The sequence below is a fragment of the Enterococcus sp. DIV0086 genome (genome assembly GCF_050498705.1).
Taxonomy (GTDB): Bacteria; Bacillota; Bacilli; order Lactobacillales; family Enterococcaceae; genus Enterococcus; species Enterococcus faecalis.
The window spans coordinates 335,681-361,474 of record NZ_JBNIDN010000002.1; the positions used below are offsets into that span (position 1 = coordinate 335,681).

A 25,794-nucleotide genomic window follows, 5' to 3' on the forward strand; every position below is an offset into this window, starting at 1 on the left:
ATGTGGTGTGAATATGGCAATCGTTTTTTTTAGATAAGGTTCTCTTCTTCTAAAGCAGCCTTTTGTTTTTGGAGTTCTCTCACTTGCTTAGCAGTAAGTAGCTCTTCTGATTCCATTTTAACTTCAGAATAGAGCTTGATCCATCGTGAAATAACTGTTTGTGAAACTCCCTATTCTTTGCATAAACTAAATTGTGATTTCCTGCCATGATAAAGATTGATCAAGCCTTTTTTAAGTCTTCATCGTATTTTTTATAATTTGGCATAGGTATTCTTCCTTTCATTATTGTGTTTACTTATCGACAATATACCATTAATATATATGTATACTTTATTAGTATCTATCTATAAAAAGTTTGTTGCGTATAATCAATCGAACATTGACTAGTGTGCTAAATGATAGTAATTTTAGAGAGTATTTGTGAGTATTTGATCAATTAAGCAATGATTTATTCATATCAATTAAAAAATTACAATATTAACATGAAAAACTGAGAAAATTATATTGTCTCGAACAAACAGGAAGGCGCTAACAATAAATAATTTTATATACAAATATGAATTTTTTAGTTTACATCAAGTAAGCTTTCGTCAGAATAATTAGCGACAATTTTTAATCAATCGATTCGTCAATTTTAAGCGTAATATTGCTATAACCAATTTTAACACCCCTAGGTCTAGTATTGAAAATAAGAAGTGCACTATTAGTTGACTTAAGAGTATGAGATTGATAGCATATTTTGGCGTGTTTTATTCGGTTATATAATTAGTTATGATTGGAGATAAAAATTCTAATAGTTATATGCTTAATTACTATAACTCAAAAATAGCGAGTTTTGTTACAGTTATGTTTATTATGGTGATAAAAGAAGCTATGTAGCATCAGGTCCAGAAGACGGCAGTATAATAAAGTGTGCAGAACAGTTTTTTTTAATTAAATATAAATGGAGTTCTCTGATAAATACTTGAAAACATTTCTCACGGATACTCCTCTTTTAAAAATTTTGTGAAAAGATAAAGTAAAAAACTTTTTATAATTCAGAGGTGAGGAAATGAGTGAATTTGTAGAACTTTCAGACGATGAATTTTATTTTTTTTCCAATAAACATCCACAAGGCTCCTATTTACAATCATTAGAAATGAGTCAATTATTAAAAAAACGAAAATGGAAAACTATCTTTGTTGGTTTAAAAAGGGAACAAAAGATTATTGCTGCTGCATTGATTTCTTATAAACCTATTAAGATAGGTAATTATTATTCTATTTCAGGTGGTCCGTTAATGGATTATAAAGATAATGAACTAGTAACCGAATTTTTTTTAAAAGTAAAAAAGTATATTAAAAAGCACCATGGATTGTTATTAAAAGTTACCCCAAATTATTTTTATCAACATTTAACGGCTGAAGGCATACCGCTAGATGAACCACAAGTGACTATTCATAACCTAATACTTAGATGTGGCTTGAAACACAATGGATTTACACATGTCTATACTAATGAAAATCCAAGAGTTATCTTCAAAAAAAATTTAACAGGACTCATAGAAAAAGACTTATTAAAATCTTATCATTCATCTACTCGAACCAAAGTAAGTAAATCTATAAAAAGCGGTATGACAATTCATCAACTTTCTCGAGAAGAATTACCATTGTTTGAAGAGGTCATGCAACATACAGCAAGTCGTCAAAATTTCCATGATAAAGGTTTAAGTTATTATCAAGATTTATATGATTCTTTTGGAAATCAAGCGAAATATATGGCAGTAGAAATAAATTTTAACAGTTATGCAGAAGAAAATTTTAAGAAATTAAAAAGACTACAACAGAAAAATGAGCGTATTTGTAACGATGTTTCTAAAAGTGGTCAGAAAAAAAATATTGAAAGAGAGTTAATAGCATTAAAAAAACGTTTAGAAGATGTACAAAAATTTTTACCATTAGAAAAAAAAGATCAAAAACAAATTTTAGCGGTTGGTTTATTTATTGATAGGCCTCAAGGTATGGTGTTTTTATTTGGTGGCATGTATGAGCAATATAAAAATTTTTTAGCACCTTCTTATTATCTGCAATATGTTATGATGAAACAATCAATTAACAAAGGATTAACTTGGTTTAATTTTTATGGAATTGAAGGTGTTTATGATGGTTCTGATGGTGTATTAAATTTTAAGAAAGGGTTTGGTGGAGAAGTCGAAGAGCAGTTAGGAAGCTATCTGTTAATTGCAAATCCACTTAAATATAGTATTTATCAAGCAATGAAAACTATCTACCAAAAGTTGAAAAATAAATAAAAATTTTAAAAGGCTCATTGTCAATTCATATTGGTAAAGAGAAATTGTAGAATAGCAACAGGTCCAGAGGATAAAAACCTCTGGATTTTTTTATTTAGTTTGTATTGTTTGTCCTTGTTGAACGTAAATCCGCAATTTGAAATTATAAAAGTTACGAAAGTCATAGGAATTCTGTTTTAACACTTTGATATGATTATTTAGACACGCCAATTGTCTATTCGAATAGGAATAATGGTTCTGTTGCAAAGGTTTCTAACAAATCCATTTTAAGGTAAAATAGAGAAAAATGATAGTTTGGAGGAATGAAGATGGATCATTTTAAGGAGAATCAATTTCAGAAAGACGTGATTATTGTAGCCGTAGGCTACTACCTTCGATATAACCTCAGCTATCGTGACGTCCAATTCTCTATGACCGAGGTGCCCAGATTTGTCACACGACCATTTATCGTTGGGTACAATAATATGGGAAGATTCTCTATCAAATTTGGAAAAAGAAAAATAGGCAGTCCTTCTATTCATGGAAAATGGCATTATTTATACCGAGCAATTGATGCAGATGGACTGACTTTAGATATTTGGCTACGTAAAAAGCGTGATACCCAAGCGGGGTATGCCTTTTTGAAACGCCTAAAGAAACAATTTGGAGAACCAAAGGTTCTAGTAACCGACAAAGCTCCTTCTATTAGTAGTGCCTTCAAGAAACTACAAAAAGTTGGTCTATATACGAAAACAGAGCATCGAACAGTAAAATATCTCAATAACTTGATTGAGCAAGATCATCGGCCAATTAAGCGTCGAAATAAATTATATCATTATCTTCGAACGGCTTCAGCCACGATTAAAGGGATGGAAGCCATTCGAGTAATATACAAGAAAAGCCGAAAAGAAGGGACTCTTTTTGGCTTTTCCGTCTGTACTGAAATAAAAGGTTTACTGGGTATTCTAACTTAATCAAAGCTTTAGTAAGTCAATCACACTTCTTTTCTTAATTTTGCAACAGAACCGAATGATTCATTCATTTTGGGAAACAAGCCTTTCCTAATCTGAATTGCTATCTTGATAGCGCCTCACTATACTATAGATAAAATAACAGCTTAGAAAGGATTGTGGAAACAATGAATGAGAAAAAAGAATCATTTGGGTTAAGGGAGGCACTTAGTATTTTAAAATCTATGCCTGGTCAATTGCATTGTACGGATGAGCCTGTAGCTGCTAGTGCTGAAATATCTGGGATTTATCGTTATGTTGGTGCTGGCGGGACTGTTAAGAGGCCGACCAAAGAGGGACCAGCAATGATTTTCAATAAAATAGAAGGGTATCCTGATACAAAGGTTTTAATTGGCTTATTGGCAAGCCGAGAGCGTGTAGCGGCTATGTTGAATCAATCGCCCGAACACCTTGGTCGTTTCTTTGCTGACGCGGTGATGAATCCTATTCAACCAATTACTGTGTCAAAAGAAGAGGCACAATGTCAAGAAGTTGTCCATCTTGCAAGTGATCCAGAGTTTGATTTGAGAAAAATTGTTCCTGCTCCCACGAATACAGAAGAAGATGCGGGACCCTATATCACGATGGGATTGGTCTATGGTTCCGATTTAGAAACGAAAGAATCAGATATAACGATTCACCGGTTGTGCGTACAAGGGAGAGATGAACTAACCATGTATATTGTTCCTGGTGGACGCCATTTAGGAACGTTCTTTGATAAGTATGAAAATGCAGATAAGCCAATGCCTGTTTCAATCAGTATCGGGGTTGATCCGGCAATTGAGATTGGCGCATGCTTTGAACCACCGACAACTCCATTAGGGTACAATGAATTGGCTGTTGCCGGAAGTATCCGTCAGCAACCTGTGGAATTGGTAGATTGCTTAACAATTAATGAAAAAGCAATCGCCAATGCGGAATTTGTTCTTGAAGGCGAAATTTTGCCCAATGTTAGAGTGAGAGAGGATAAGAATACCGATACGGGTAAAGCAATGCCAGAATTTCCTGGCTATACTGGACCGGCCCAAGAAGAAGTTCCTGTTATTAAAATAAAGGCTGTTACACACAGAAAAAATCCGATCTTGCAAACAGTTATAGGTCCTAGCGAAGAACATGTTAATTTAGCAGGGATTCCAACAGAAGCCAGTATTATTCAGATGATTGATAAAGCAATGCCCGGACGACTACAAAATGTTTATTCTCATCCTTCTGGCGGTGGAAAGTATATGGCCATTTTACAATTTAAAAAAGGGATACCGAGTGATGAGGGGCGTCAAAGACAAGCAGCTCTGGTAGCTTTCTCTGCTTTTTCAGAACTTAAACACGTCATATTGGTTGATGAGGATGTCGACCCATTTGACAGTAGCGATGTGATGTGGGCAATGAATACTCGTTACCAAGGAGATATTGATACTGTCTTTATTCCGGGTGTCAGATGTCATCCGTTAGATCCAACCCAAAATCCTCTTTATAATCCGTTATTACGAGATGTTGGAATTTCATGTAAAGTGATTTTTGATTGTACTGTTCCTTATGATCAAAAAGATCGGTTTCAACGAGCAAAATTCAAAGAAATGGATTATAAAAAATATCTAAATTAAAACATGTATGGCTGTCTAGATAATAGGTTGTGCTATAAGAATGAAACGGAGTGGGAATAATGCCGATAGGGCCAATTATAAACTGTACGGCTACCCTGTTAGGCGCTTTACTGGGCGCCTTTCTGGGTAATAGAATACCTGAACGACTTAGAACAAATTTACCTTTGGTTTTTGGAGCAGCTTCTATGGGTATGGGAATCTCATTAATTGTAAAAGTCCATATGTTACCGCCGGTTATTTTAGCATTGCTGTTGGGAAGTGCGATTGGAGAATTATGTAAACTAGAAAAGGGAATTGAGTGGTGTGCAAAGAAAATACAATTCCCCATACAGAGAATTTTTCCTAAAACAGAATCAATTGAATCTGAGGAGTCATTCATGGAGAAATTTATAGGCATCGTTGTGCTGTTTAGTGCAAGTGGAACAGGTATATTTGGCGCTTTAAACGAGGGGATAACAGGGGACCCTTCTATATTGATATCAAAAAGCTTCCTAGATTTTTTTACCGCTGCCATATTTGCGACTGCACTTGGGTATATTGTAACCACCGCAGTTATACCTCAATTTATTGTTTTGTTTGGCCTGTTTTTTTTAGCGGGAGTCATTATGCCCTTGACTACTCCTAATTTGATCGCTGATTTTTCTGCTTGTGGAGGCATCATCATGTTGGTAACAGGTTTGAGAATCAGCGGCATAAAGTCTTTCCCAATTGCGAATATGTTACCGTCATTGGTGATAGTAATGTTTATATCTAGCCTCTGGACTGCTTTTATGTGATAGAAATTTGAATAAGGAGGAGCGTTTTTTAGAAGAGCAACTGCTAGCTATTAAAAGAATTTTGTTTGCCAATGATTGAAATCAAATTTAGAAAATCCGGAAAGGCTGGTGGAGATATGAAAAGAGCCGTAGTTGGTATCACGGGTGCAACTGGGAGTATTTACGGAATAAAGCTGATTAAAGCATTAAGAGCACATGGAGTAGAGGTGCATTTGATTATCAGTGAGTATGGGAAAGTAAACATTGAATTGGAATCGACTCTTTCTTGGAGTGACTTAATATCTCAGGTAGATGCCTACTATGATAATGATGATTTAGGGGCTGTAATGGCTAGTGGTTCCCAAGTGTTCGACGCGATGTTCATCGTTCCTTGCAGCATGAAGACACTCAGCGGATTAGCCTATGGGTTTACAGACTCGTTGATTAATAGAACCGGGGATGTTTTTCTGAAAGAGAAGCGCCCTCTAATAGTATCTCCAAGGGAGACGCCTTTGAATGAAATACATTTGAGAAATATGCTAAAGCTAGCTGAGATGGGGGTACGAATCGTTCCTCCAATGCCGGCATTTTATAATAATCCTGAAACAATAGATGACATTGTCTCTCACTTAGTGATGAGGCTTTTAGATCAGGTTGGAATTCACGATAAAGGTAAACGTTACCTTGATTGAAAGAAGTGTATCGAATGATAACAACAGATCAATTAGAATATTTCATGGAAATATGTCGAGAACAAAATTTTTCAAGAGCTGCTGAGAATCTTTTGATATCACAATCTTCACTTTCAAAACAAATAAAGCATCTTGAAGATGAGGTTGGAGTAATTCTCTTTCACCGTACCTTAAAAGCGACTACCTTAACATCAGAAGGGGAAACCTTTTTAGAATATGCCAAAAAAATTCTGGAAAATTATCAGCAAATGAAAATAGAAATGGAACAATTTAATTGGGAAAGTTCATGCAAGGTTACATTGGCTTCAATTCCCGTTCTCTCTCAGTATGACTTGATAGAGGTGTTGGCAGGTTTCATGAGTAAATTCCCACAGATCCAAGTGGATATAATTGAGGAGGAGAGTGATTGCATCATCGAACGCATGAAGGAAGGGAGTGTGGACATTGGTATAATCAGAGAAGAGACCTTACCGGATAACTTGACGACAAATTATTTCTTAGCGGAAGATGAATTATGTGTGGTTGCTCCGATTACCCATACCCTTGCCAAAGCAAAACAACTGACCTTTTTTGATTTAAAAGATGCTCCGCTTGTGCTATTAGTCCCCCAGTCAGGAATTTATCGAAAAGTATTTGAAATCTGCAATAAAAAAGGAATCAGATTGAATGTGAAAAGCACTAATACCCGTATTGAGACCATATTGTCTTTAATAAAGCATACAGAGACCATTTCAATATTAATGTACAAATCTGTACGACCATTTTTGACGCCGGATGTGTGTACAATCAAATTGTCACCGAAACAAAGTAGTAGACTGGTACTCGCTGTTCCTAATAAATGTTGGCAACTACAGCAAATTAAACTTATATCTAATTATATATTATCGAGTTCTGTTGCAAAGTTAAGAAAAGAAGTGTGAGTGACTTATCTAAAGCTCCGATTAAGCTGGAATACCCAGTGAAACTTTTATTTCTGTACAGATGGAAAAGCCAAAAAGAGTCCCTTCTTTTCGGCTTTTCTTGTATATGCCTCGAATGGCTTCCAACCCTTTAATCGTGGCAGAAGCAGTTCGAAGATGTTGATGAAATTTATTTCGACGCTTACTTGGACGATGATTTTGCTCAATCAAGTTGTTGAGATACTTCACTGTTCGATGCTTATTCTTAGTTTATTGACCAGCTTTTTGTAATTTTTTTGATTGGATGATTGTCAATAAAGTAGACACAAAAAGAGTAGATACTTAAAGATTTTCAAAGTATTTTTCCTCCTTTTCGTTAGGAGTAAGCATGTTTAATGTTCCATGAGGTCGTTGGGTATTGTAAAATCCTTCGATATATTCAAAGCAAGAAAGTTGTACTTCTTGAAGCGAAGATAATTTCCGACGGTTCAGTTCTTCCTTTTTCATATATTTGAAAAAAGCTTCCGTTACTGCGTTATCCCAGGGATAACCAGGTTTAGATAAAGAATGAACAAGTGGTCGATCTTCTAAGTATCTTCTAAATTCTAAAGAGGTATATTGGGAACCTTGGTCTGTATGAAAAAGGACCGGTGCAGTTGGTCTTCGTGATTGAATCGCTTTTTCTACCGTCGAAATAGCCAGTAGAGTATCTATTTTGTGACTCACAGACCAAGCAATCACTTTTCTAGAAAATAAGTCAAGAATGATACAAAGATAAACAAAAGATATATTCCCTATGGGAATATAGGAAAAGTCACTTGTCCAAACTTGGTTTGGAGCAGGTGGATTGAACGCTTGTTTTAAGTGATTTGGTCGTTCGAAAGAAACCTGCTTTTTTGACCGCTTAAAAACAGGTTTAGAGGTAGACATTTTAGGTAAATCCATCGTTTTCATTAGTCGATATACTCGACCAATACTGATGCGTAAGCCATAGTCACGGGAAAGCATTCGTTGAATTTTTGCCGGACCTACTCGTTTTTGAGAAGTCGTGTAAATTTCTAAAATATTTTTTCGAATTTGTTGATTTTCCAATGTTCTAGGGGCAACATTCTCTGAAAAATGCTTGTAATAAGTTGAACGATTAACTTTAAGAACTCTGCATAATGTAACAATGGCATGTTCATAACGAAGGATATGGATAGCCTCTAGTCGTTCGTGGAGCGTGGCGTGAATATGGCAATCGCTTTTTTTAAGATTAGATTTTCTTCCTCTAGTTGGGCATTTCTTTTTTGTAATTGTTGAATTTGTCGAGCCGTAAGGATCGTCCCATCATCAATTTTCACTTCAGAATATTGTTTTACCCAACGAGCAATAGTGGATATGGCAATGCCATATTCAGTGGCAAGAGCGTTCTGAGATTTGCCGCTTTCATATAGTTTAACAATGGATTGCTTAAACTCTTCATCAAATTTACGGGGTATTTTTCGTTTGTCTACCATAATAAAAATCCTTTCTAAATGAGTGTCTATTTAATTGATAGTATAGCAGAAAGTCTGTCTACTTTATTAGCATACATGCATTGCGAACCCTGGATGAATTGGGGTATGACGTGGAATGGCAACTGCTTAACAGCAAGAATTACGTCGCACAAAATCGAGAACGTGTCTTTATTATCGGACGTCTTAGAGGCGAATGTACCAACAAAATATTTCCCATCACCGGAGAAGAAAGCGTAGTTGATCAAGAATCAGCAGAAATAAACAGTGCAGGGATAACCAATCCAAAACAGATTGTTGTTGGTAATGTGAATCCTAGTGCAAAAGGAATGAACGGCAATGTCTATTCTTCAGAAGCAGTTAGTCCAACCCTTACCTGTAATCATGGGGAAGGAAGTAAAATTGCCATCCCAATTTTAGCACCTGACAAGCAAAAAGTTCGTCAAAACGGACGAAGATGTAAAGAAAATGGCGAAGAAATGTTTACTCTAACTGCACAAGATAGGCATGGAATTATTGTAGAAGGAAATCTAGATGGTGGCTATCGTTCAGCTTCTTTTATCGTTTCTACAGACGGTATTTCTCCTACACTCACGACAATGGGTGGGGGCGGGCAAGAGCCTAAAATTCTTGTAAGAGAAGCAACAAAAAAGGGATATACTCAAGCAAACCCAGGCGATAGTATCAACTTTGCTTTTCCAAACTCTACAAAACGTAGAGGACGTGTGGGAAGACAACACGCACATACGTTAGTAACGAGTGAACAACAAGCGGTTGTGATGGAAGACTTTCAGATAAGAAAGTTGACACCACTGGAGTGTTGGCGACTGCAAGCTTTTCCAGATGAAGCTTTTTTGGCTGCAAAGTTCGGCAGTAGAGCGATTGCAAGAAGGATTATTGCTAATCAGTTGGACCATTACCATTGTAACTATAAACAGACTATGTCCGATAGTCAGTTGTACAAACAAGCAGGAAATTCGGTAACGGTAGCGGTTATCTATGACATTGCGAAACGCTTGTAAACTAAACGTTTCTCAAACGAAATAGTGGTATTCTATACGCACTTTCTAAATGATCTCTTCTGTAAACTAGGTATATCAAGACTTGAAAAATTAAAAACGATTTAGGCCTAGATCATGAGGAGAAATTTCTTATGATGGAAGAAAATACGATTTATTTTGAAGATTGTTTAGAAGGAATGAAAAAATTACCCGATGCGTCTATCGATGCAATTATTTCTGATTTACCTTATGGGACGACAGCTTGTTCTTGGGATTCGGTATTGCCATGGAAAGAGCTATGGGCTGCTTATTTACGTGTAACGAAAGAAAATAGTCCAATCGTTCTATTTGGTGCAGAACCTTTTTCAACGGCTTTACGTACTAGTAACCTTTCTCAGTATAAATACGACTGGTATTGGCTGAAAAACAATGTCACAGGCTTTACCTTTGCGAAAACACAACCGATGCGCTGCGTTGAAACAATTTCAGTGTTTTCAAAAGGGACACCGAGCTATTACCCACAAGGACTAGTCGCACTAAAGCAATCAAAGAAAGCGATTCGAAAGGAGACGAAAGAAAATATCTATGCACATGATGGTGCCTTATCTGGAAAAGAATATATACAAACGATGACGGGGTATCCGAATCATGTATTGAAGTTTCCAAAAGAAACAAAGCATACGTTCCACCCCACGCAAAAACCGGTTGCTTTACTGGAATTTCTGGTAAAAACTTATACGAAACCAAGGGAGATTGTTCTAGATAATTGCATGGGGAGTGGGACGACAGCCATTGCTTGTCTAAACACCGATCGGAAATTTATCGGTTTTGAAACAAATTTGGACTATTATAAACAATCACTTGATCGCATAAAGGAAAATTGTACACAAGTTTCTTTATTCTAGAAGATAGTGGATAAACTAAGCATATACTATGTTAATATTTTTCATTTTTACAGAAAAAACGTCAACAGGAGTTTGAACCCATCATGACTTTAGTCATGATAGGTTCAAACAGGATAACCAAGCCAAGTATCTTCAAATATTAGAAAAAGTACAAGAAGAGGGCCAAAAATTACGGATTTGGTATTTGAATCATACAAGGTGATGTGACCGAAAAAAGGGTTAAATAAAGAAGGATGAAGAGAGCATAGAAAGCCTATTACATCTAGGGTTTCTATGCTTATTATGATATACTTAAGAAGTAGAAAAGTTAAAGCGGTGGCGGTAATCCAATTAGAAATGGGGTGATGCGTATGAGCGTATTACTGAAATCTAATGAAAGGAGTACAGCCTTTGTCTGCATATGAAACAATTCAGACGATTTTAGGTTTTGGTGTGTTTACCATTGCTTTAATCAGTTTGATTGTGAAAGTGCTAAAAGAAGACAAAAAGAAATGACCGCTGTTTAACTTTGGTCAGTTAGACGGTCATTTCAAATTTAACTATTTGTCACCGTTATTAACGGCTCTACACTAGAGGGATATGTGAACGCATATCTCTCTTTTCATAAGTATTATAGCATGTATTATAAAAAAAAACTATCAGGGAAGTAAATTCGTATAAATTTATAAGAAAAAGTATAAAGAAGAAGCTAATATAAAAATATTGTTGTGTAACGTTATATTTTTTTTGATTATATGAAAGGAGGCGTACGATTGACTTATTTAATTATTTTAGGAACAGTGTATTTTTTTATTGCAGTTATTCTAATTGGATTGCTTGCTCTTTCATTTCCTGAATTAACATTTTTTATTATGTTTGGAGTCGTTTTTTCTTTTGAAAAAGTCTCTTCCGAAACTCTTGAATCTGCAGGTAGTATTAAAGATATAGCTGTCTTATTACAATCGCATATATTACCTTTGAATGGTTACTTAAAAGTTTTTATGATAATCGTTATTGCTTTAAGTTATCTAGGAATGAATATATATATTTATTTTAGAGTACCAGTATTATTCAAAATAGCTAATAATTATATACGTGTAGTCGTATACGGAATTTTGATACATTATGTTATACAACCAGAATTAAGAGATTTTGTTATCATTCTCTTAGTAACTGGAAGTGTAAGCATTTTATCTAGAACTATAGTTTTAAATTTAATTTCTAGAAAAATAAATGTTGAAAGGTCACAAAAACAAAGGGCAGAAACTTAAAAAAGTTGACGCAGTAAAGTCTATTTTTATGTCTTTGGGTCTGTCAAAAATTTTTTGTAAGTTTTTTTTCCGTTAAAAACGACAAAAAAAAATAACCGTCAACTTTGACGAGTTCGGTTATTTTTTATAATTAACTAAACAAAGTCACCGTCTTAAACGGTTCTACGTAAGAGAGTTGTGTTAGACGCACAGCTCTCTTTTCATTTTTTCTCATAACCCGTCTCAATTTCAGTTTCGTTTTGCAATACTTGGGTCACTAGAGTATGCCTTATTTGTGTAAAATATGAGTATACTCAATTTTTACATTTAATAATGCTAATTTAACAATTTGTTGTGGAGTAAGATTATGTGTAAAATAAAGTAAAAGCATAATATTAAAAAAAAAGACAGGAGAATAGTTTAAGAAAATGAATAATGAAGAACAACAAACAAAACACGAATGTAAAATTTTGAAAAAAGTAAAAGAAGAATTGAATAACAACTCAAAGTATATAATCGAAATGTTAGACGCGCTTACACACAATCCAAAACCAAATGACTTTCCCGACTTTATAATGCCTGATGGTTTTTTGGAACTTTTTTTAGTCACTTCTTCTACCGAAAGTAAGAAAAAAGGAGCCGAGCATATAAAAAGACAAAGAATGTTCGAGAGCCGAAGTAAAGAGATAAAAGAAGGGCTGAGCGATGAAGATACTTTTGTTAGACATATTTTACCGTATTCCAATAATCATTCAAAAGAAAACCTATTAAAGTCGTGTAAGAAAAACATAGATACTCATATTCAAAAATTAAAAACTTACAAGGGTAATAAAACTCATGGAATATTTTTAATAGAATACAATGAAGAAAGTGCATTATCAATGGCTGAAGTAATCTCTGTATCAGATGTCAATCATGGGGAACCCAAAATTTTTGATCACTATGTTTTTAGTAAAGATAAAGATATGTTACAACTTCTTAATGATTACAATGAAGAAATAGAATTCTTTATTGTTTCTACAAAATTTAACGGAACGGAAGTAATAAAAGTACGCGATATTCCTAACATTATAGAAAGCCTACCTTATGAATACATTGTGGCGAGCAATTATAGAGTAGTTGAAACGGAAGCTTGGGTTAAAGGTAAAGAGTAGACCAAATCTTTTTAAACGGTTCTTCGAGTACTGTCATGGTACGTTGAATATGACACGAGCTAGTTGTGTTATATTGCTAACTAAAAACAAGCAGGTCAGAAACTTAAGAGTCTTTGATCACGAAATTATTTCTTGATGTAGTTTACTGCCACTTTCTTTTTAAACAGCAAATTTTTTCAATTTTTAAATGGCTCAAAATATAAACATGTAGTCACTTTAAACTCACTCAGAAATAATTGAGAAATCCTTTAGTGTTCATTAAAGGTATAGTGTCCAGAAAATCTATTTAGGCACACTATTTTTTTGAATCAAGTTTCTATGAAATTTATTCTTATTTATATACAGAAACCTGTATCAAAATCTATGTGAAGTTAAACATAAGAGTCGATGAATTTTAGATCATTTACAAATAAGGTAGAAACAGTGATATATGGAACATCTAATTAACTTCGAAAGTATAATGAAAATAATAAGTTGGTCGACCTCGTAACACTAGTTCGACCAACTTATTTTACTTATAATTCTTCACATGCCAAATAAAGAAAAATATCTTCTAACTAAAAACTCACAATAAAAAGCCAGTGGATAACTACCAGCTTCAACATGGTTATGACTGGTCACTGAAATAACCCTTGAGAAGGAAGAGGAAATCATATTCTCAGTATGCTGTGTCAAAAAACATGAATTACACTTACTCTTAATTATACGATTGACGATCTTTGGATATTCGGATAAAAAGTTTCCAAATGATGATATGATTATCACGAGTGACTCGGCATCAAGTTCCTTCACTATTCTTTCCATATCATCTTCTGATTGGCCTGATACAACTAATTTGCCAGATACAAAAAGACCTCTTTGTAATTCTTGGGTAAGATTAAATGAATTATCTGAACTGAAAATATAAACATTCTCAAATGAATGGATATCTTCTAAAAAATTATCCGTTGTTGTCATATCTAAGCAGTCTATAACATCATCCAAGGATTTTTCAATAATAGTTTTATATTCTTCTAGAAACTTTTTTGGCTGTTTTTCTAATCTAGAAAAGGATTTATTTTGAATTCTAAATGTAAGTCTAGGAACAATATCACTATGATCATAAATATATTTTTTTAAAGAGGAAAAATTATCAAACCCAAAATATTTAGAAAAGCGTGAAATTGTTGCGTTTGAAACAAAGCAAGCATCTGCAACCTCTTGAATTGAAATATGCGTAGCTGTTTTTCTATTTTTTATTAAAAATAATATTATTTTAGAATAAGAATCATCTGAAGCATGTGTATTTAAGTAGTTAAGCATAAAAGCGTAATTATTCATAGCTTCTTCTCCCCTGTATTAATTCATTTAATTTCAGTATACCGCTTTTTCATGATAATGAAAATATCGAAAAATAATGAAAAAGCAAGCGTAAGAGTGATAACGAAAAGCGCTTACTTAGTGCTAAGCTAAAGGTACATTTAAGAAAAGGAGATTTGAAAATGAGTAAAGTAGACAATATTAAGAGATGGGGTTCAGAGAAGTTTGTTCCGGCTATGTCAAAATTAGGACAGTTAAAAATCCTACAAGCATTGTCAAGTGGTATGATGATGACTTTGCCTTTAACTTTGGGTGCAGCTATTTTTTCTTTGTTGGGAAGTTTTCCTATTCCAGTTGTGGCTAGTTACTTCTCAGAAATTGGATTATCAGGTCAATTTAATGCTGTAGCTGGAGGGACAATGGGTGTATTAGCTATTTTTACAACTTTAGCAATATCCTATAATTATGCGATGCTTTTAAATGTAAAGGCAATCACAGCCGTTCTATTTTCGATAGCTGCATTCTTTGTTTTACAGCCGCAAATCATCACTGTAGGTGAAAAATCTGTTGGCGGTTTTTTATCAAGTAACCTTGGGAGTTCAGGAATATTTGTTTCAATGATCGTTTCAATTTTAATTCCGTTGAGCTATGCAAAACTGCAGAAAAATAAAAAACTATTATTAAAGTTACCAGATAGTGTTCCACCGATGGTAACACAATCATTTGAACCAATTTTTGTAGGTCTTATACTTCTACTAGCTATATTTGTTATTCGGGTTGGATTCAGCTTGACCTCTTTCGGCGATATATTTTCTTTCATTAACGAAATAATTGCCCAACCCTTAATGACTATTGGCGCTTCAGTTCCTTCATTGTTTATTGTGTATGTTTTGGCGAATATCTTGTTTTTCTTCGGAATACATCCAAATGCGATAATGTCAGTTTTAACCCCTGTTTTATTGCCAATGATGATGATGTCTATTGATCAATATAATTCTGGACAAACGGTAGAATATCTTCAAAATTTAGTTGTTTTTGACTTTATGAATAATGATGGTACCGGAAGTACGCTAAGCTTAATGATATGTATCTTGATTTTTGGAAAATCAAAAAGATATAAATCGTTTGCTAAACTAGGAACCATCCCTAATATTTTTAATATCAATGAACCAGTAATTTTTGGTTTTCCGATTATGTTAAATCCAATTATGTTCGTTCCTTTTGTTTTAAGTACGGTTGTATCTGGATTAATAGGATTCATTGCATTGAAAATTGGGTTTATTGCGGCTTATAATCCAAATTTTTCTGCTGCAATTATTCCATGGACAGTCCCTAAGTTTATTGCGGGATTCTTCACAATGGGATGGCAAGGAGTTGTTTTAAGATTATTGATCATGGTCGTAATCGTCTTCTTGTATTATCCATTCTTTAAAATTTTAGACAATCAAGAATTGAAAGCTGAGAAAGAAAACGAATTAAAGGAGTCATTATAAGATGAAAAATATAGATGCTTTTTTCCAAAAAAATTTTTTGTGGGGAGCGAGTACTTCTGCATTTCAAGTAGAAGGAGCAGCTTATAGTCATGGTAAGGGGGTTTCCGTCGCAGATATCAGGACAAAAAAAAAAAACGATGTGCAAATGGATACTACAGTTTCAGTAGATCATTACAATCATTTAGAAGAAGACGTTCAGTTAATGGTTGATTTAGGATTGAAAGCCTATAGATTTTCAATAAATTGGACACGAGTTTTACCAAATGGTGATTTATCAAAAATTAATGATGAAGGAGTGCAATTCTATCATCGATTGCTTGACTTACTGATAAAGAACAACATTGAACCGATAGTAACCATGTTTCATTTTGATTTTCCCTATGCTTTAGTTGAGAAATATGATGGGTGGGTTTCTAAAAATGCTATAGAAGATTTTTATGCGTATGCCTCGTTCTTAATTAAAGAGTTCGGCGGAAAAGTTCGTTATTGGCTCACTATCAACGAGCAGAATGTAATGGTAGGACAACCAGAAATTTTAGGAATTGAAGATGAAAATAAAACAGAATTATATAGAAAATCTCAAATAGCTAATATCAATATGTGTGTTGCTCAGGCGAAAGTTTTTAAATTGGTTCGAGAAAAATATCCGGATTTAAAAATTGGACCGGCTGTGTCTTACATTACCGCTTTACCTGAAAATGGAGAATCACAAAATGTATTGTTGGCAAAAACTGTAGAAGACATGTTTTCGTTCTCGTTGATGGATATTTCGTTGCGAGGCAATCTACCCAAATCATTAATGAATGTTTTAGAAGAAGCTGGGATAGAAAATTATATATCCGATGAAGAAAAATCAATCCTTAAAGAAGGAACAGCAAATTATTTAGCTGTAAATTGGTATTGTACAACAACCTTTAAACTTAAAGGATCTTTCGATCCTAAAACGCCACAATTGGAAAATTTAGAAATCGTTAAAAACCCTAACCTAGATTATACGAAATGGAATTGGTCTTTTGATCCAATTGGTCTGAGATATGCCATGCAGCAATTAAATGATCGATATCCGAATGTAGAGATTATCATTACTGAATGTGGTTGGTCGGAAGAGGAAACTTTAGAAGATGGACAAGTCCATGACAGCAAAAGAGTTTCATATTTAAAGGAACATATTAAACAATTAGGATTATCTATTTATGATGGAGTGAATATTATTGGATTTTGTCCATGGTCATTTATTGATTTACTCAGTGTAAATGACGGAATGGAAAAAAGATATGGTCTTGTCTATGTCGATCGTGATAATTTTAATAAAAAAACACTGAACAGATATAGAAAAGATAGCTTCTATTACTATAAAGAGGTTATTAAATCTAATGGAAAAATGATTTTGTCCAAAGATGATTAAGAAGGTGGAAAAATATGACAATACTATGTGTGGACGTTGGTGGTTCGTATATTAAATGGGGGATCATTGATGACAAATATCAAATTCTCATTAGTCATCGTGTAGCTACACCCAAGAATAATATAGAAGAATTTATAGATATCATTGAAAAAATTTACCAAGAGCAATCTCATTATGATATTCAAGGAATTGGATTTAGTCTTCCTGGAACCATGGATACAACAACAGGTCATATTTTACACGGTGGTTCGATTCGATATTTTGATAACGTGAACTTTTTTGAAAAATTTTCGCATTTTCATTTAAATATTACGATTGAGAATGATGCACGGTGTGCATTGATTGCAGAAAAAGAACTTGGTACGTTAAAAGATGTAACAAATGGACTTGTTTTTATTTTAGGTACAGGAGTAGGTGGAGGAATACTGATAAATAATCAAGTTTATAGAGGGGCTAATCTGTATGCAGGCGAATTCTCATTGATTAAACCAAGCGGAGCAACGAATAATACTTTTCTGGGAAACGAGCTAAGTATACCTGGCTTAGTGGGTAAAGTTAAAAACAAGCTAAGTTTAAAGTCACTTTCAGGTGAAGAGATGATGACTCTGATTCAAAAGGGGAATGAGGAAACGTTAGAGATATACGATGCATTCATTAAACGATTGGTTGATAGCTTAATTTCACTTCAATTTATTTTTGCGCCTGAGAAAATTGCAATAGGAGGAGGCATTAGCAAAAATGTTGATTTTATAACAGAAGTAAAAAAAATGTATTATCAAGAGATTTCAAACATTCCTCTACCGGTAAAACTACCTTTTGCAGAATTAGCGGTCTGTGATTTTCATAGTGATGCGAATTTGGTAGGTGCTTATCTGACAAATAAATATAAGCAGACACGAGGATGATACGCTAATCAAATGTTTAAGGAGATTTCAGATGAAAAAAAAGAATTAAAGCGATTACTCTCTTCGCTGTCATTGGAAGAGAAGATTGGTCAAACAGTACAATTAACAAGTAATTTTTTTTCGGAAGACCTACACGCTGTTAAAACAGGACCCGCAGCAGAAATTCATCTGAGTGAAGAGTTTCAAATTAGCCAAGTTGGATCTGTACTGAATGTTACTGATCCCAGTGAAGTAAAAAAAATTCAAGAACGACACTTGGCAAAGAGCCGTCATAAAATTCCTTTGCTTTTCATGGCGGATATCGTTTATGGCAATAAAATAATCTTTCCTATCCCGCTAGCTCAATCCGGATCATATGATTTTAATCTAATCAAGCTTGCTGGAAAAGAACTGGCTAAAGAAAGTTACAATGCAGGTATTCACGTTACATTTTCGCCAATGTTAGATATTGTCAGAGATCCTAGATGGGGACGAGTGATGGAATCACCAGGAGAGGATGTCTATACAGTTGAACAATATGCAAGAAGCATCGTTCAAGGGATTCAAGGTGATAAGGATTCTGATATGTTTTCAGATTCTCATATAGCCTCTTGTATCAAACATTTTGCTGCATATGGAGCTCCTGATTCAGGGAAGGACTACAATACAGTAGATATGTCAGAACTCAGATTCAGAAGGGAATATCTACCTGGGTATATAGCTGCGTTAGAAGCTAATGCTAGACTGGTTATGACAGCGTTTAATACATTAGAAGGAATTCCTTGTACTGGAAATGAATGGCTAAATAAAGAGATTCTTAGAGAGGAGCTTGAATTTGACGGTGTTTTGATCACAGATCATAGCGCAATTGAAGAAATGATCGCACATGGATATGCTGTCGATAAAAGAGATGCTGCTTTCAAAGCAGCTAAGGCAAGTATTGATATAGATATGATGACTAGTTCCTATGCTAACAACCTCAAGGATTTAATAAATAAAGGTCAATTGTCTGAGGAACTATTGGATGAATCTGTTATGAGAATCTTGGAATTAAAAAATGATTTAGGATTATTTGAGAATCCCTTTCGTGGACTCGATTTAGAATCAACTGGGAAATATTTGGATGAGTCAACTAAGAATGTAGCAAAAGAACTAGCAAGCAAAAGTTGCGTTTTACTAAAAAACGATAAACATACTTTGCCTTTGAATAAATCACAAAAAATAGCTTTGGTAGGTCCGTTTGGTGATTCTAAACTCACACTTGGCTTTTGGGCATTCACAGGAGATAAAGATCAAGTTATAACGTTAAAAGAAGGAGTACTTCAACACATTAGCGCGGATATGCTCCACATTCATTCTGGAACAGCAATGTTTAGTGAGTTTAATTTTCCAGATGAATTTTCGGATCCTGCTTTCAGAGAACTATTTCTTGGAAAGGATGTTAACAATTACCAAAAAGATTCTCATGAAGCTATTAAAATGGCTCATGGCGCCGATGTTATCGTCTTTGCTTTCGGAGAAAATTTTTTAGAAACCGGAGAAGGTGCATCTAAAACAAGTTTAATGCTTCCAAAAGACCAAATTTGTCTTCTAAAAGAACTAAGAAAGCTGAAAAAACCTATAATTGGCGTATTATATACCGGTAGACCAGTAATATTGACAGAAATCGAAGAAAATTTTGATGCATTACTACTGGCATGGTATCCAGGTACTATGGGTGGACAAGCAATTGCAGATTTGCTTTATGGGGAAAAGGTTCCTTCTGGAAAATTATCAATGACTTTTCCTCGGAATGAAGGTCAGATTCCTATTCATTACAGTCAGTTGAATACCGGCAGACCATTAAATGCAGATAATTGTAACGGACGCTTTATTTCTCGATATATAGATAGTCCTTCTTCGCCACTTTATCCATTTGGCCATGGGTTATCCTATTGTGATTTTGTGTATAAAAATGGATATATCTCTAGTATGCAACTATCACCAGACAAAGAAATTGTTTTAAGTATCGATATTCAAAATAATAGTGACTTCGATGGCGATGAAGTAGTTCAATTGTATATTAGAGATTTGGCAGCAGATATTGTTAGACCAAAAAAAGAATTGGTATCTACAGAAAGGGTTTCCTTGAGAGCTAACGAATGTAAAACTGTAACGTTTGTTGTGAATTCTGAGTTGATTTCTTATATAGATAAAAAGGGAAATACCCAACTTGAACCTGGGCTTATAGAGCTATATATTGGGAGAAGTTCTGAAGATATCAGGAGTCAATTTACGATTGATTATGTTAGTTCTTAAAATACTTGAAGTATAAAAATAAATAATAGAAAGACGTCTATGTTTTCTTCGGAATATGAAGTATTATATAGATGTTTTTTCTCTATTATCTTGTGAGACTGGATGACAATATTGATATTAAATATATGATTCGTGATGTGCTATTTAGCCATGGGATATTATATGTTTTAAACCGAGGGATTTTTACTGCTTATGTGCAAATTAAGAGAAGGGTGTTCAATAATAAAGAAAATTATTCTTTAGAAAAAAATTTATCAGAACTATTATTCCATTTAAAGACTTTTTAAAAGAGGAGTACGGAGAAGTGGTTCTAAAAAAAATTGGTGAATCACGCAATCAGATCTATAAAAGCTAAGCAACAAACGGTATATTTTTCCAATCTTATAAATGAAAGGAAAAATATGATAAATAAGAATAGTTGAGTTTTTCATATCTCGTAAACTATTCAGGGAATATCACAGGGGTCAAAAACTTAAAAGTTTTTGACCTGCTTGTTTTTTCGTGCTATACTTGGAATTTGTCATTTTTCTTTTTAAATGGCATAAATTTTTTATTTTATTTGACATAAACTATAATATTTAATCGCTAAAAAATCATTCAAAATAATTGAGTGATTTTTTTAGTTCTTAATTTTATAACTAAGTGTTCATAAAATCACGATTTTCTGTACATGTTGATTTAATGAGGTTTTCAAACAATTATTTGAAAAATAGTGTTCATAAAGTTGTTACTTTTTCTATGTTTTGTTAATCCTTACGAACTAAGATAAGGGACAGATCAGTTGATTGCTATCTTAATCTGAACCCTATAATATAAACGTTTTAGCGTTTAATTATTTCTGGAATGTTGCATACCGTACTTTTTAGTCAGAATATTTAATTGACCCATATTTCATAGAGAGAATCTACCATGCTTGAAAGGTGTAATAGTTGTACGCTTGACTTTATCTGTTATCTAAAAAGAAAGTTAAAATTCCAAATAAAATTAAGAATAGTATAAAAATCGAAAAAAGTTTATACTGATGGGGAGTTTTAAAATAATAAATAAAACTATTAGAACAGCTGACATTAATAAGCTACGATATTTCGAAATATTATCAGGTGTTCTTGGCCATACTTCTTTTTGTAAGTATATTCCTAAAATAGTTATACATGCTATAAAAATAGCCATAACATCATTCCTTTTCAACAGATGTGCAAGTTGTTAAAAAATAACTTGCACATCTGTTATCTTTTATCCTTTTAAACTGAGTAGATTGAATAAACTCCAACCCAGTTTACATCCATATTGATATAATCATTCAAATGAGTATTGTTATAATAATCTAAATCGCTTTTTACTTTTTGAAAGTAAGCTGCTCCTAATGCGCCAATAGCTGGGGCCCAAAGAGCAGAAATTCCACTCATGATTGAATAGTTATCTAAATCATGTTCCATTTGATACACTGCGTTATTACTTCTGAAGTAGTAGCGTGTCCCCCATCAAAAATTGCTGTAAGTATAGCTTTCTCCAGCTCTTAAAGAAAAATCTTGATATGTGGCGATCTTCGTATTAGAATCTATGGTTTCATTGTTTATTTCTATTCGGCTATTAGCATACTCGATAGACTTCTTAACTTGTTCTACTTCATCAGAATTTGCATTAACGATACTTGGAATTTCTAAAACATATCGATTATTTTGAACGTGAATATAAGGGTCAAATGTTGCTTTTAAATTAGCGCTAATATTATTTCCAGGAATATTATTAGTAGAATTGGCATAAGCATTTGTTCCAGCTGATAAAAGAGAACCAAATGTCACAACAAGCGCCATTGCTAAGCAAATAAATTTAGAGTACTTAGGAAGTGAAATTTTTATACATCAAAAACTTTCTTTCTTAATTTGATACCCTAATTAAACCAAATTAAGAAAGAAAAGTAAAACGTTATTATTATGTAGTTTAGGGGGGCACGTTTTGTTCCCGTGTATTTTTCGCTGTAAATTTTTCTGCTCCAGCATTCTGTAGTTTTTCCACTTGACTGGCTAAATCTTGCTCATTTGTAGAAACCCTTGCATAACCTAATTTCAAAAAAAGCCTTAAAATCCTTTATAAAATTGCTTTCTCTGATAAATAAGACATTATTTTGTGTATGAACAAAATATTTATCATAAAAATAATCAGACAGACTAAAGACACCATAAAAATTTCAAATAGTCGGCTATTCAATAATGGATAAAAATATTTTAGTATTGAAAAACAAATAGGTATTTGAATTAAAGCTGTAATTACACCGGGAACGTAATTTTTGTACTGCAGACAAAGTATTACGTGTAAAACTAGATGGATTAAGTAGGTGGTTAGAACACCAAAGTATATTAGGCTAGTAGGATTGTATGTCATGTAAATTGAAACACCCACAAGAATCAATAATTCCTCCAGTATTCCCACTGATAGCACTGAACTATTTTTTATTCCACCGAAAATAGGTTCCTTTTTTTTATATAATATTTCCTGATGTCTCTTAATCCACATGGGAACAAGTATCAACTCTTCAAAATCATGAATAATAAACAAGAGTGGTAACCAAAGAAAATTACTAATCATTTTTATCCTCCTTTTTGGCATATATTATTTGCATATCTTTATGAGTTGATTATATCATAACCCAACATCATATGAAAAATTGTTAAGTTATGACCATATATTTGCTTGCTTGATTAATTTAAAAAGAATAAAATAGTAAGCAGAAAGGGAGGGTATTATGAAAGTTTTAGTTGTAGGAGCTCATGGTAAAGTAGCTAAATATTTTGCGGATTTTGTTGAAGAAGATCAAACAATCGAAGAGAGAGCTGTCATTCGTGATATTAGACAACAACCTTTCTTCGAAAGAAGAGGAATTGAGACAGTTATTTTAGATATTGTACATGACTCAATTGATGATTTTAGTAAAGCTATGAAAGATGTCGATGCCGTTGTTTTTAGCGCTGGTGCTGGTGGAAGAGGATTAGATCAAACAGTTATGATTGATTTAGATGGGGCTGTTAAAATAATGACAGCTGCTGAGCAAGCACGGGTTAAACGTTTTATCATGATTAGTACTTTTCGTACAGGTCGTGAAGAGATCAGAAAAGAAATTGCTGAAGATAATGATTTAAAAATTTATACCATTTGTAAAAATTATGCAGATGAATGGTTAAAAAATAGGACTTCACTTGATTGGACAATCATACATCCAGGCATATTATCAGATAGTCCCGGAACTGGAAAAATAAAATCTGGTATTGGAAATGAAATTAATAAAGTATCGCGACAAGATGTAGCTCAAACCATTATTTCAACTTTAAAAAATGATAATACTGTTCGTAAAGAATTTGAAGTTCTTTATGGAGATACCCCAATTGATGAAGCACTCAAATTAATATAATACCAATGTGATTGAAGGCTTTCACCGGCAGTTACGGAAACCAACGAAGTTAAAAAGTGTCTTTCCTTCAGAGGAATTATTGCTAAAAATGCTGTACCTCGTTACCATGGATGTCACAAAAAAATGGACCATGAAGGTCCAAAATTGGGGACAAATTCTGTCGCAATTCGTCATATTTTTTGAAGATAGAGTCACTGATTACATTTAACGGAAAAAGAACTTACACAAAATTCTTTACAGACCCTATCTTTTGAATTATGACCTGTTTGATTTTCCGTCTGTACTGAAATAAAAGGTTTACTGGGTATTCCAACTTGATCAAAGACTCACACTTCTTTTCTTAATTTTGCAACAGAACCCCTAATTATTCTAAAGAATCGATTCAAAGAAGGCTAGATTGAGAAAAAAGAGTAACTCTCCAATCTACAGAATAATTATGGTTCAGTTGCAAGTACCAAAAATTTGTAAAAACCTACTCGAAAAACAATAATTTAAAAAAAGAAATGCTGGTAAACAAGCATTTCTCAGACTGTAGACAAACTCCCAAATTTGGAGTGTTGTTTGCAGTTTTTTTGTTTTATACTGATTGCATAAACTATTTGGGGAGTGATTCTAATGATGAGAAAACAATCGATTGAAGGTAGAAATCAATTTGCTATGTTAGCAATTGATGATCTTGTACCAAAAGATCATTTGGTACGAAAGATTGATGCTGAGATTCAGTTTGATTTTATTTATCCCATTGTAGAATCCACGTATTTGACCTATGGTCGTCCCAGTATTGATCCAGTGATTTTAATTAAATTAGTATTTATCCAATATTTATTTGGTATCCGTTCGATGAGACAGACAATTAAAGATGTTGAAACAAATGTTGCTTATCGTTGGTTTTTAGGATATTCATTCGAGGATCCTATCCCACATTTCTCTACTTTTGGTAAAAACTATGTTCGAAGATTTAGAGAAACAACTTTATTTGAGGATATTTTCTCTCATATTTTAGAACAAGCTGTCAAAGCTGGTTTCGTTACGGAAGACAACCTTTATATTGATGCTACTCATATCAAAGCAAATGCCAATAAACATAAGTTAACAAAAGAAATGACCTACGGTCAAGCTAAAGCTTATCAAGATGAATTAGAAGATGAAATAAATAAAGAACGTATTGCTGTAGGAAAACGTCCTTTTACATGGGACACAGAAAGTGAGTTGAGTCTTCAAAAAATTAGTCATTCAGATCCAGAAAGTGGCTACTATGTTAAAGGAGAACGAGAAAAACAATTTGCTTATTCTGCGCATACTTCCTGCGAAGATAACGGTTTTATCTTATCTACACTAATCACACCAGGAAATGTGCATGACAGCCAAGTCGCAACCGTTCTGGTTAAACAGTCGAAAAGAGCTTTTCCAAATATAAAGCGTGTTGTCGCTGATGCAGGATATAAGACGCCTAAATTTGTTCATTTTCTGTCACACTTGAAACTCTACCCGATTCTTCTATATACTGCACCTCATGGAGTAAAAGGAATGTTTCCTAAAAAAGACTTTGTTTATGATGCCTATTTTGACTGTTATTTATGCCCTAATAATCAACCGTTGTTATTTTCAACTATCACTCGTGATGGCTATCGAATCTATAAATCAAATCCAAAATTCTGTAGGAGTTGTCCATTACTTGAAACCTGTACTTCGAGTGCAAACTATCAAAAAATTGTAACTCGGCATATTTGGGCTGATCTTATGGATGAACTTGAACACCAACGCCATACGGCGTTAAATAAAGAAATTTACAAAAAGAGAAAACAAACCATTGAACGAATATTTACAGATGCAAAAGAAAAGCATGGTATGCACTGGACGAAATATCGAGGTCTTGAAAAAGTCGCTGCGCACACGATGCTTACGTTTGCTGCCGTGAATTTAAAAAAACTAGCCACATGGCTATGGAATGTAGTGCGCCCCCAAAGTTAGACCAAAAAATCTAACTTTGGGGGCGTT

General features: G+C 33.7%; 22 protein-coding genes and 4 pseudogenes. 18 read left to right on the forward strand and 8 right to left on the reverse strand.

The window, feature by feature from the left end:
- Nucleotides 1–1,051: 1,051 nt before the first annotated feature.
- Entirely contained in the window at nt 1,052–2,290 is a 1,239-nt protein-coding gene (locus IGI63_RS15740) for a peptidoglycan bridge formation glycyltransferase FemA/FemB family protein (RefSeq protein WP_429976252.1), read from the forward strand.
- A 90-nt stretch (nt 2,291–2,380) separates the two neighbouring features.
- Here the strand turns inward: IGI63_RS15740 and IGI63_RS15745 are convergent.
- Nucleotides 2,381–2,518, reverse strand: a pseudogene (locus IGI63_RS15745) (ISL3 family transposase); the annotation flags it as partial.
- 80 nt (nt 2,519–2,598) lie between these two features.
- On the opposite strand from IGI63_RS15745, the pseudogene IGI63_RS15750 reads away from it, so the two are divergent.
- From IGI63_RS15750 to IGI63_RS15770, 5 genes and pseudogenes are all read left to right on the forward strand, one after another.
- Nucleotides 2,599–3,243 (forward strand): annotated as a pseudogene (locus tag IGI63_RS15750) (IS6 family transposase).
- A gap of 164 nt (nt 3,244–3,407) precedes the next feature.
- On the forward strand, nt 3,408–4,880 hold the full coding sequence (locus IGI63_RS15755) for a UbiD family decarboxylase (protein WP_429976253.1): 1,473 nt from the start codon (nt 3,408–3,410) through the stop codon (nt 4,878–4,880).
- 59 nt (nt 4,881–4,939) lie between these two features.
- Nucleotides 4,940–5,656, forward strand: a complete 717-nt coding sequence (locus tag IGI63_RS15760; RefSeq protein WP_429976254.1) for a DUF554 domain-containing protein — start codon at nt 4,940–4,942, stop codon at nt 5,654–5,656.
- Nucleotides 5,657–5,772: 116 nt separating this feature from the next.
- The gene (locus IGI63_RS15765; protein ID WP_429976312.1) at nt 5,773–6,327 is read left to right on the forward strand and encodes a UbiX family flavin prenyltransferase; all 555 of its coding nucleotides are present in this window, start codon (nt 5,773–5,775) and stop codon (nt 6,325–6,327) included.
- Nucleotides 6,328–6,341: 14 nt separating this feature from the next.
- Complete coding sequence (locus IGI63_RS15770; protein WP_429976255.1) at nt 6,342–7,247, forward strand: LysR family transcriptional regulator; 906 nt, start codon at nt 6,342–6,344, stop codon at nt 7,245–7,247.
- Between the two features lie 21 nt (nt 7,248–7,268).
- Here IGI63_RS15770 and IGI63_RS15775 read toward each other — a convergent pair.
- Together IGI63_RS15775 and IGI63_RS15780 are read right to left on the reverse strand one after the other, a co-directional pair.
- A pseudogene (locus IGI63_RS15775) lies at nt 7,269–7,496 on the reverse strand (DDE-type integrase/transposase/recombinase); the annotation flags it as partial.
- Nucleotides 7,497–7,568: 72 nt separating this feature from the next.
- Nucleotides 7,569–8,725 (reverse strand): IS3 family transposase gene (locus IGI63_RS15780; protein WP_429976256.1). Its coding sequence is split into 2 segments (ribosomal slippage): nt 7,569–8,467 and nt 8,467–8,725, totalling 1,158 coding nucleotides; the frame shifts between segments, so codons are not numbered across the junction.
- Nucleotides 8,726–8,805: 80 nt separating this feature from the next.
- Between IGI63_RS15780 and IGI63_RS15785 the strand changes: the two are divergent.
- From IGI63_RS15785 to IGI63_RS15805, 5 genes and pseudogenes are all read left to right on the forward strand, one after another.
- Nucleotides 8,806–9,744: pseudogene (locus IGI63_RS15785) on the forward strand (DNA cytosine methyltransferase); the annotation flags it as partial.
- Between the two features lie 131 nt (nt 9,745–9,875).
- Entirely contained in the window at nt 9,876–10,628 is a 753-nt protein-coding gene (locus IGI63_RS15790; RefSeq protein WP_429976257.1) for a DNA-methyltransferase, read from the forward strand.
- A gap of 372 nt (nt 10,629–11,000) precedes the next feature.
- Nucleotides 11,001–11,123 carry a putative holin-like toxin gene (locus tag IGI63_RS15795; protein WP_429976258.1) on the forward strand — a complete coding sequence of 41 codons (123 nt, stop codon included), beginning with the start codon at nt 11,001–11,003 and terminating at the stop codon, nt 11,121–11,123.
- Between the two features lie 257 nt (nt 11,124–11,380).
- On the forward strand, nt 11,381–11,878 hold the full coding sequence (locus IGI63_RS15800) for a hypothetical protein (RefSeq protein ID WP_429976259.1): 498 nt from the start codon (nt 11,381–11,383) through the stop codon (nt 11,876–11,878).
- Nucleotides 11,879–12,285: 407 nt separating this feature from the next.
- Entirely contained in the window at nt 12,286–13,011 is a 726-nt protein-coding gene (locus IGI63_RS15805; RefSeq protein WP_429976260.1) for a hypothetical protein, read from the forward strand.
- Nucleotides 13,012–13,536: 525 nt separating this feature from the next.
- Here IGI63_RS15805 and IGI63_RS15810 read toward each other — a convergent pair.
- Nucleotides 13,537–14,331 (reverse strand): MurR/RpiR family transcriptional regulator, encoded by a 795-nt coding sequence (locus tag IGI63_RS15810; RefSeq protein ID WP_429976261.1) that lies wholly within the window; start codon nt 14,329–14,331, stop codon nt 13,537–13,539.
- A 161-nt stretch (nt 14,332–14,492) separates the two neighbouring features.
- On the opposite strand from IGI63_RS15810, the gene IGI63_RS15815 reads away from it, so the two are divergent.
- Genes IGI63_RS15815 through IGI63_RS15830 form a run of 4 tightly spaced genes read left to right on the forward strand, consistent with a single transcriptional unit; the run spans nt 14,493 to nt 20,390 of the window.
- A complete protein-coding gene (locus IGI63_RS15815) occupies nt 14,493–15,803 on the forward strand; it encodes a PTS sugar transporter subunit IIC (protein ID WP_429976262.1) in 1,311 nt (436 codons plus the stop codon).
- Nucleotide 15,804: 1 nt separating this feature from the next.
- Nucleotides 15,805–17,208 carry a glycoside hydrolase family 1 protein gene (locus IGI63_RS15820; protein WP_429976263.1) on the forward strand — a complete coding sequence of 468 codons (1,404 nt, stop codon included), beginning with the start codon at nt 15,805–15,807 and terminating at the stop codon, nt 17,206–17,208.
- A 14-nt stretch (nt 17,209–17,222) separates the two neighbouring features.
- Entirely contained in the window at nt 17,223–18,113 is an 891-nt protein-coding gene (locus tag IGI63_RS15825) for an ROK family protein (RefSeq protein WP_429976264.1), read from the forward strand.
- A 12-nt stretch (nt 18,114–18,125) separates the two neighbouring features.
- The gene (locus tag IGI63_RS15830) at nt 18,126–20,390 is read left to right on the forward strand and encodes a glycoside hydrolase family 3 N-terminal domain-containing protein (RefSeq protein WP_429976265.1); all 2,265 of its coding nucleotides are present in this window, start codon (nt 18,126–18,128) and stop codon (nt 20,388–20,390) included.
- A 1,241-nt stretch (nt 20,391–21,631) separates the two neighbouring features.
- On the opposite strand, the gene IGI63_RS15835 is transcribed toward IGI63_RS15830, so the two are convergent.
- From IGI63_RS15835 to IGI63_RS15850, 4 genes are all read right to left on the reverse strand, one after another.
- Entirely contained in the window at nt 21,632–21,826 is a 195-nt protein-coding gene (locus IGI63_RS15835; protein ID WP_429976266.1) for a hypothetical protein, read from the reverse strand.
- A 45-nt stretch (nt 21,827–21,871) separates the two neighbouring features.
- The gene (locus IGI63_RS15840) at nt 21,872–22,192 is read right to left on the reverse strand and encodes a hypothetical protein (RefSeq protein ID WP_429976267.1); all 321 of its coding nucleotides are present in this window, start codon (nt 22,190–22,192) and stop codon (nt 21,872–21,874) included.
- Nucleotides 22,193–22,331: 139 nt separating this feature from the next.
- Nucleotides 22,332–22,460: a recombinase family protein gene (locus IGI63_RS15845; protein WP_429976268.1), complete on the reverse strand. Its 129-nt coding sequence runs from the start codon at nt 22,458–22,460 to the stop codon at nt 22,332–22,334.
- 18 nt (nt 22,461–22,478) lie between these two features.
- Complete coding sequence (locus tag IGI63_RS15850) at nt 22,479–22,976, reverse strand: HXXEE domain-containing protein (RefSeq protein WP_429976269.1); 498 nt, start codon at nt 22,974–22,976, stop codon at nt 22,479–22,481.
- Nucleotides 22,977–23,133: 157 nt separating this feature from the next.
- Between IGI63_RS15850 and IGI63_RS15855 the strand changes: the two genes are divergently transcribed.
- From IGI63_RS15855 to IGI63_RS15865, 3 genes are all read left to right on the forward strand, one after another.
- The gene (locus IGI63_RS15855) at nt 23,134–23,796 is read left to right on the forward strand and encodes an NAD(P)-binding oxidoreductase (RefSeq protein WP_429976270.1); all 663 of its coding nucleotides are present in this window, start codon (nt 23,134–23,136) and stop codon (nt 23,794–23,796) included.
- Nucleotides 23,797–23,803: 7 nt separating this feature from the next.
- Entirely contained in the window at nt 23,804–24,004 is a 201-nt protein-coding gene (locus IGI63_RS15860) for a hypothetical protein (RefSeq protein WP_429976271.1), read from the forward strand.
- 407 nt (nt 24,005–24,411) lie between these two features.
- On the forward strand, nt 24,412–25,767 hold the full coding sequence (locus IGI63_RS15865; RefSeq protein WP_429976272.1) for an IS1182 family transposase: 1,356 nt from the start codon (nt 24,412–24,414) through the stop codon (nt 25,765–25,767).
- Nucleotides 25,768–25,794 lie beyond the last annotated feature (27 nt).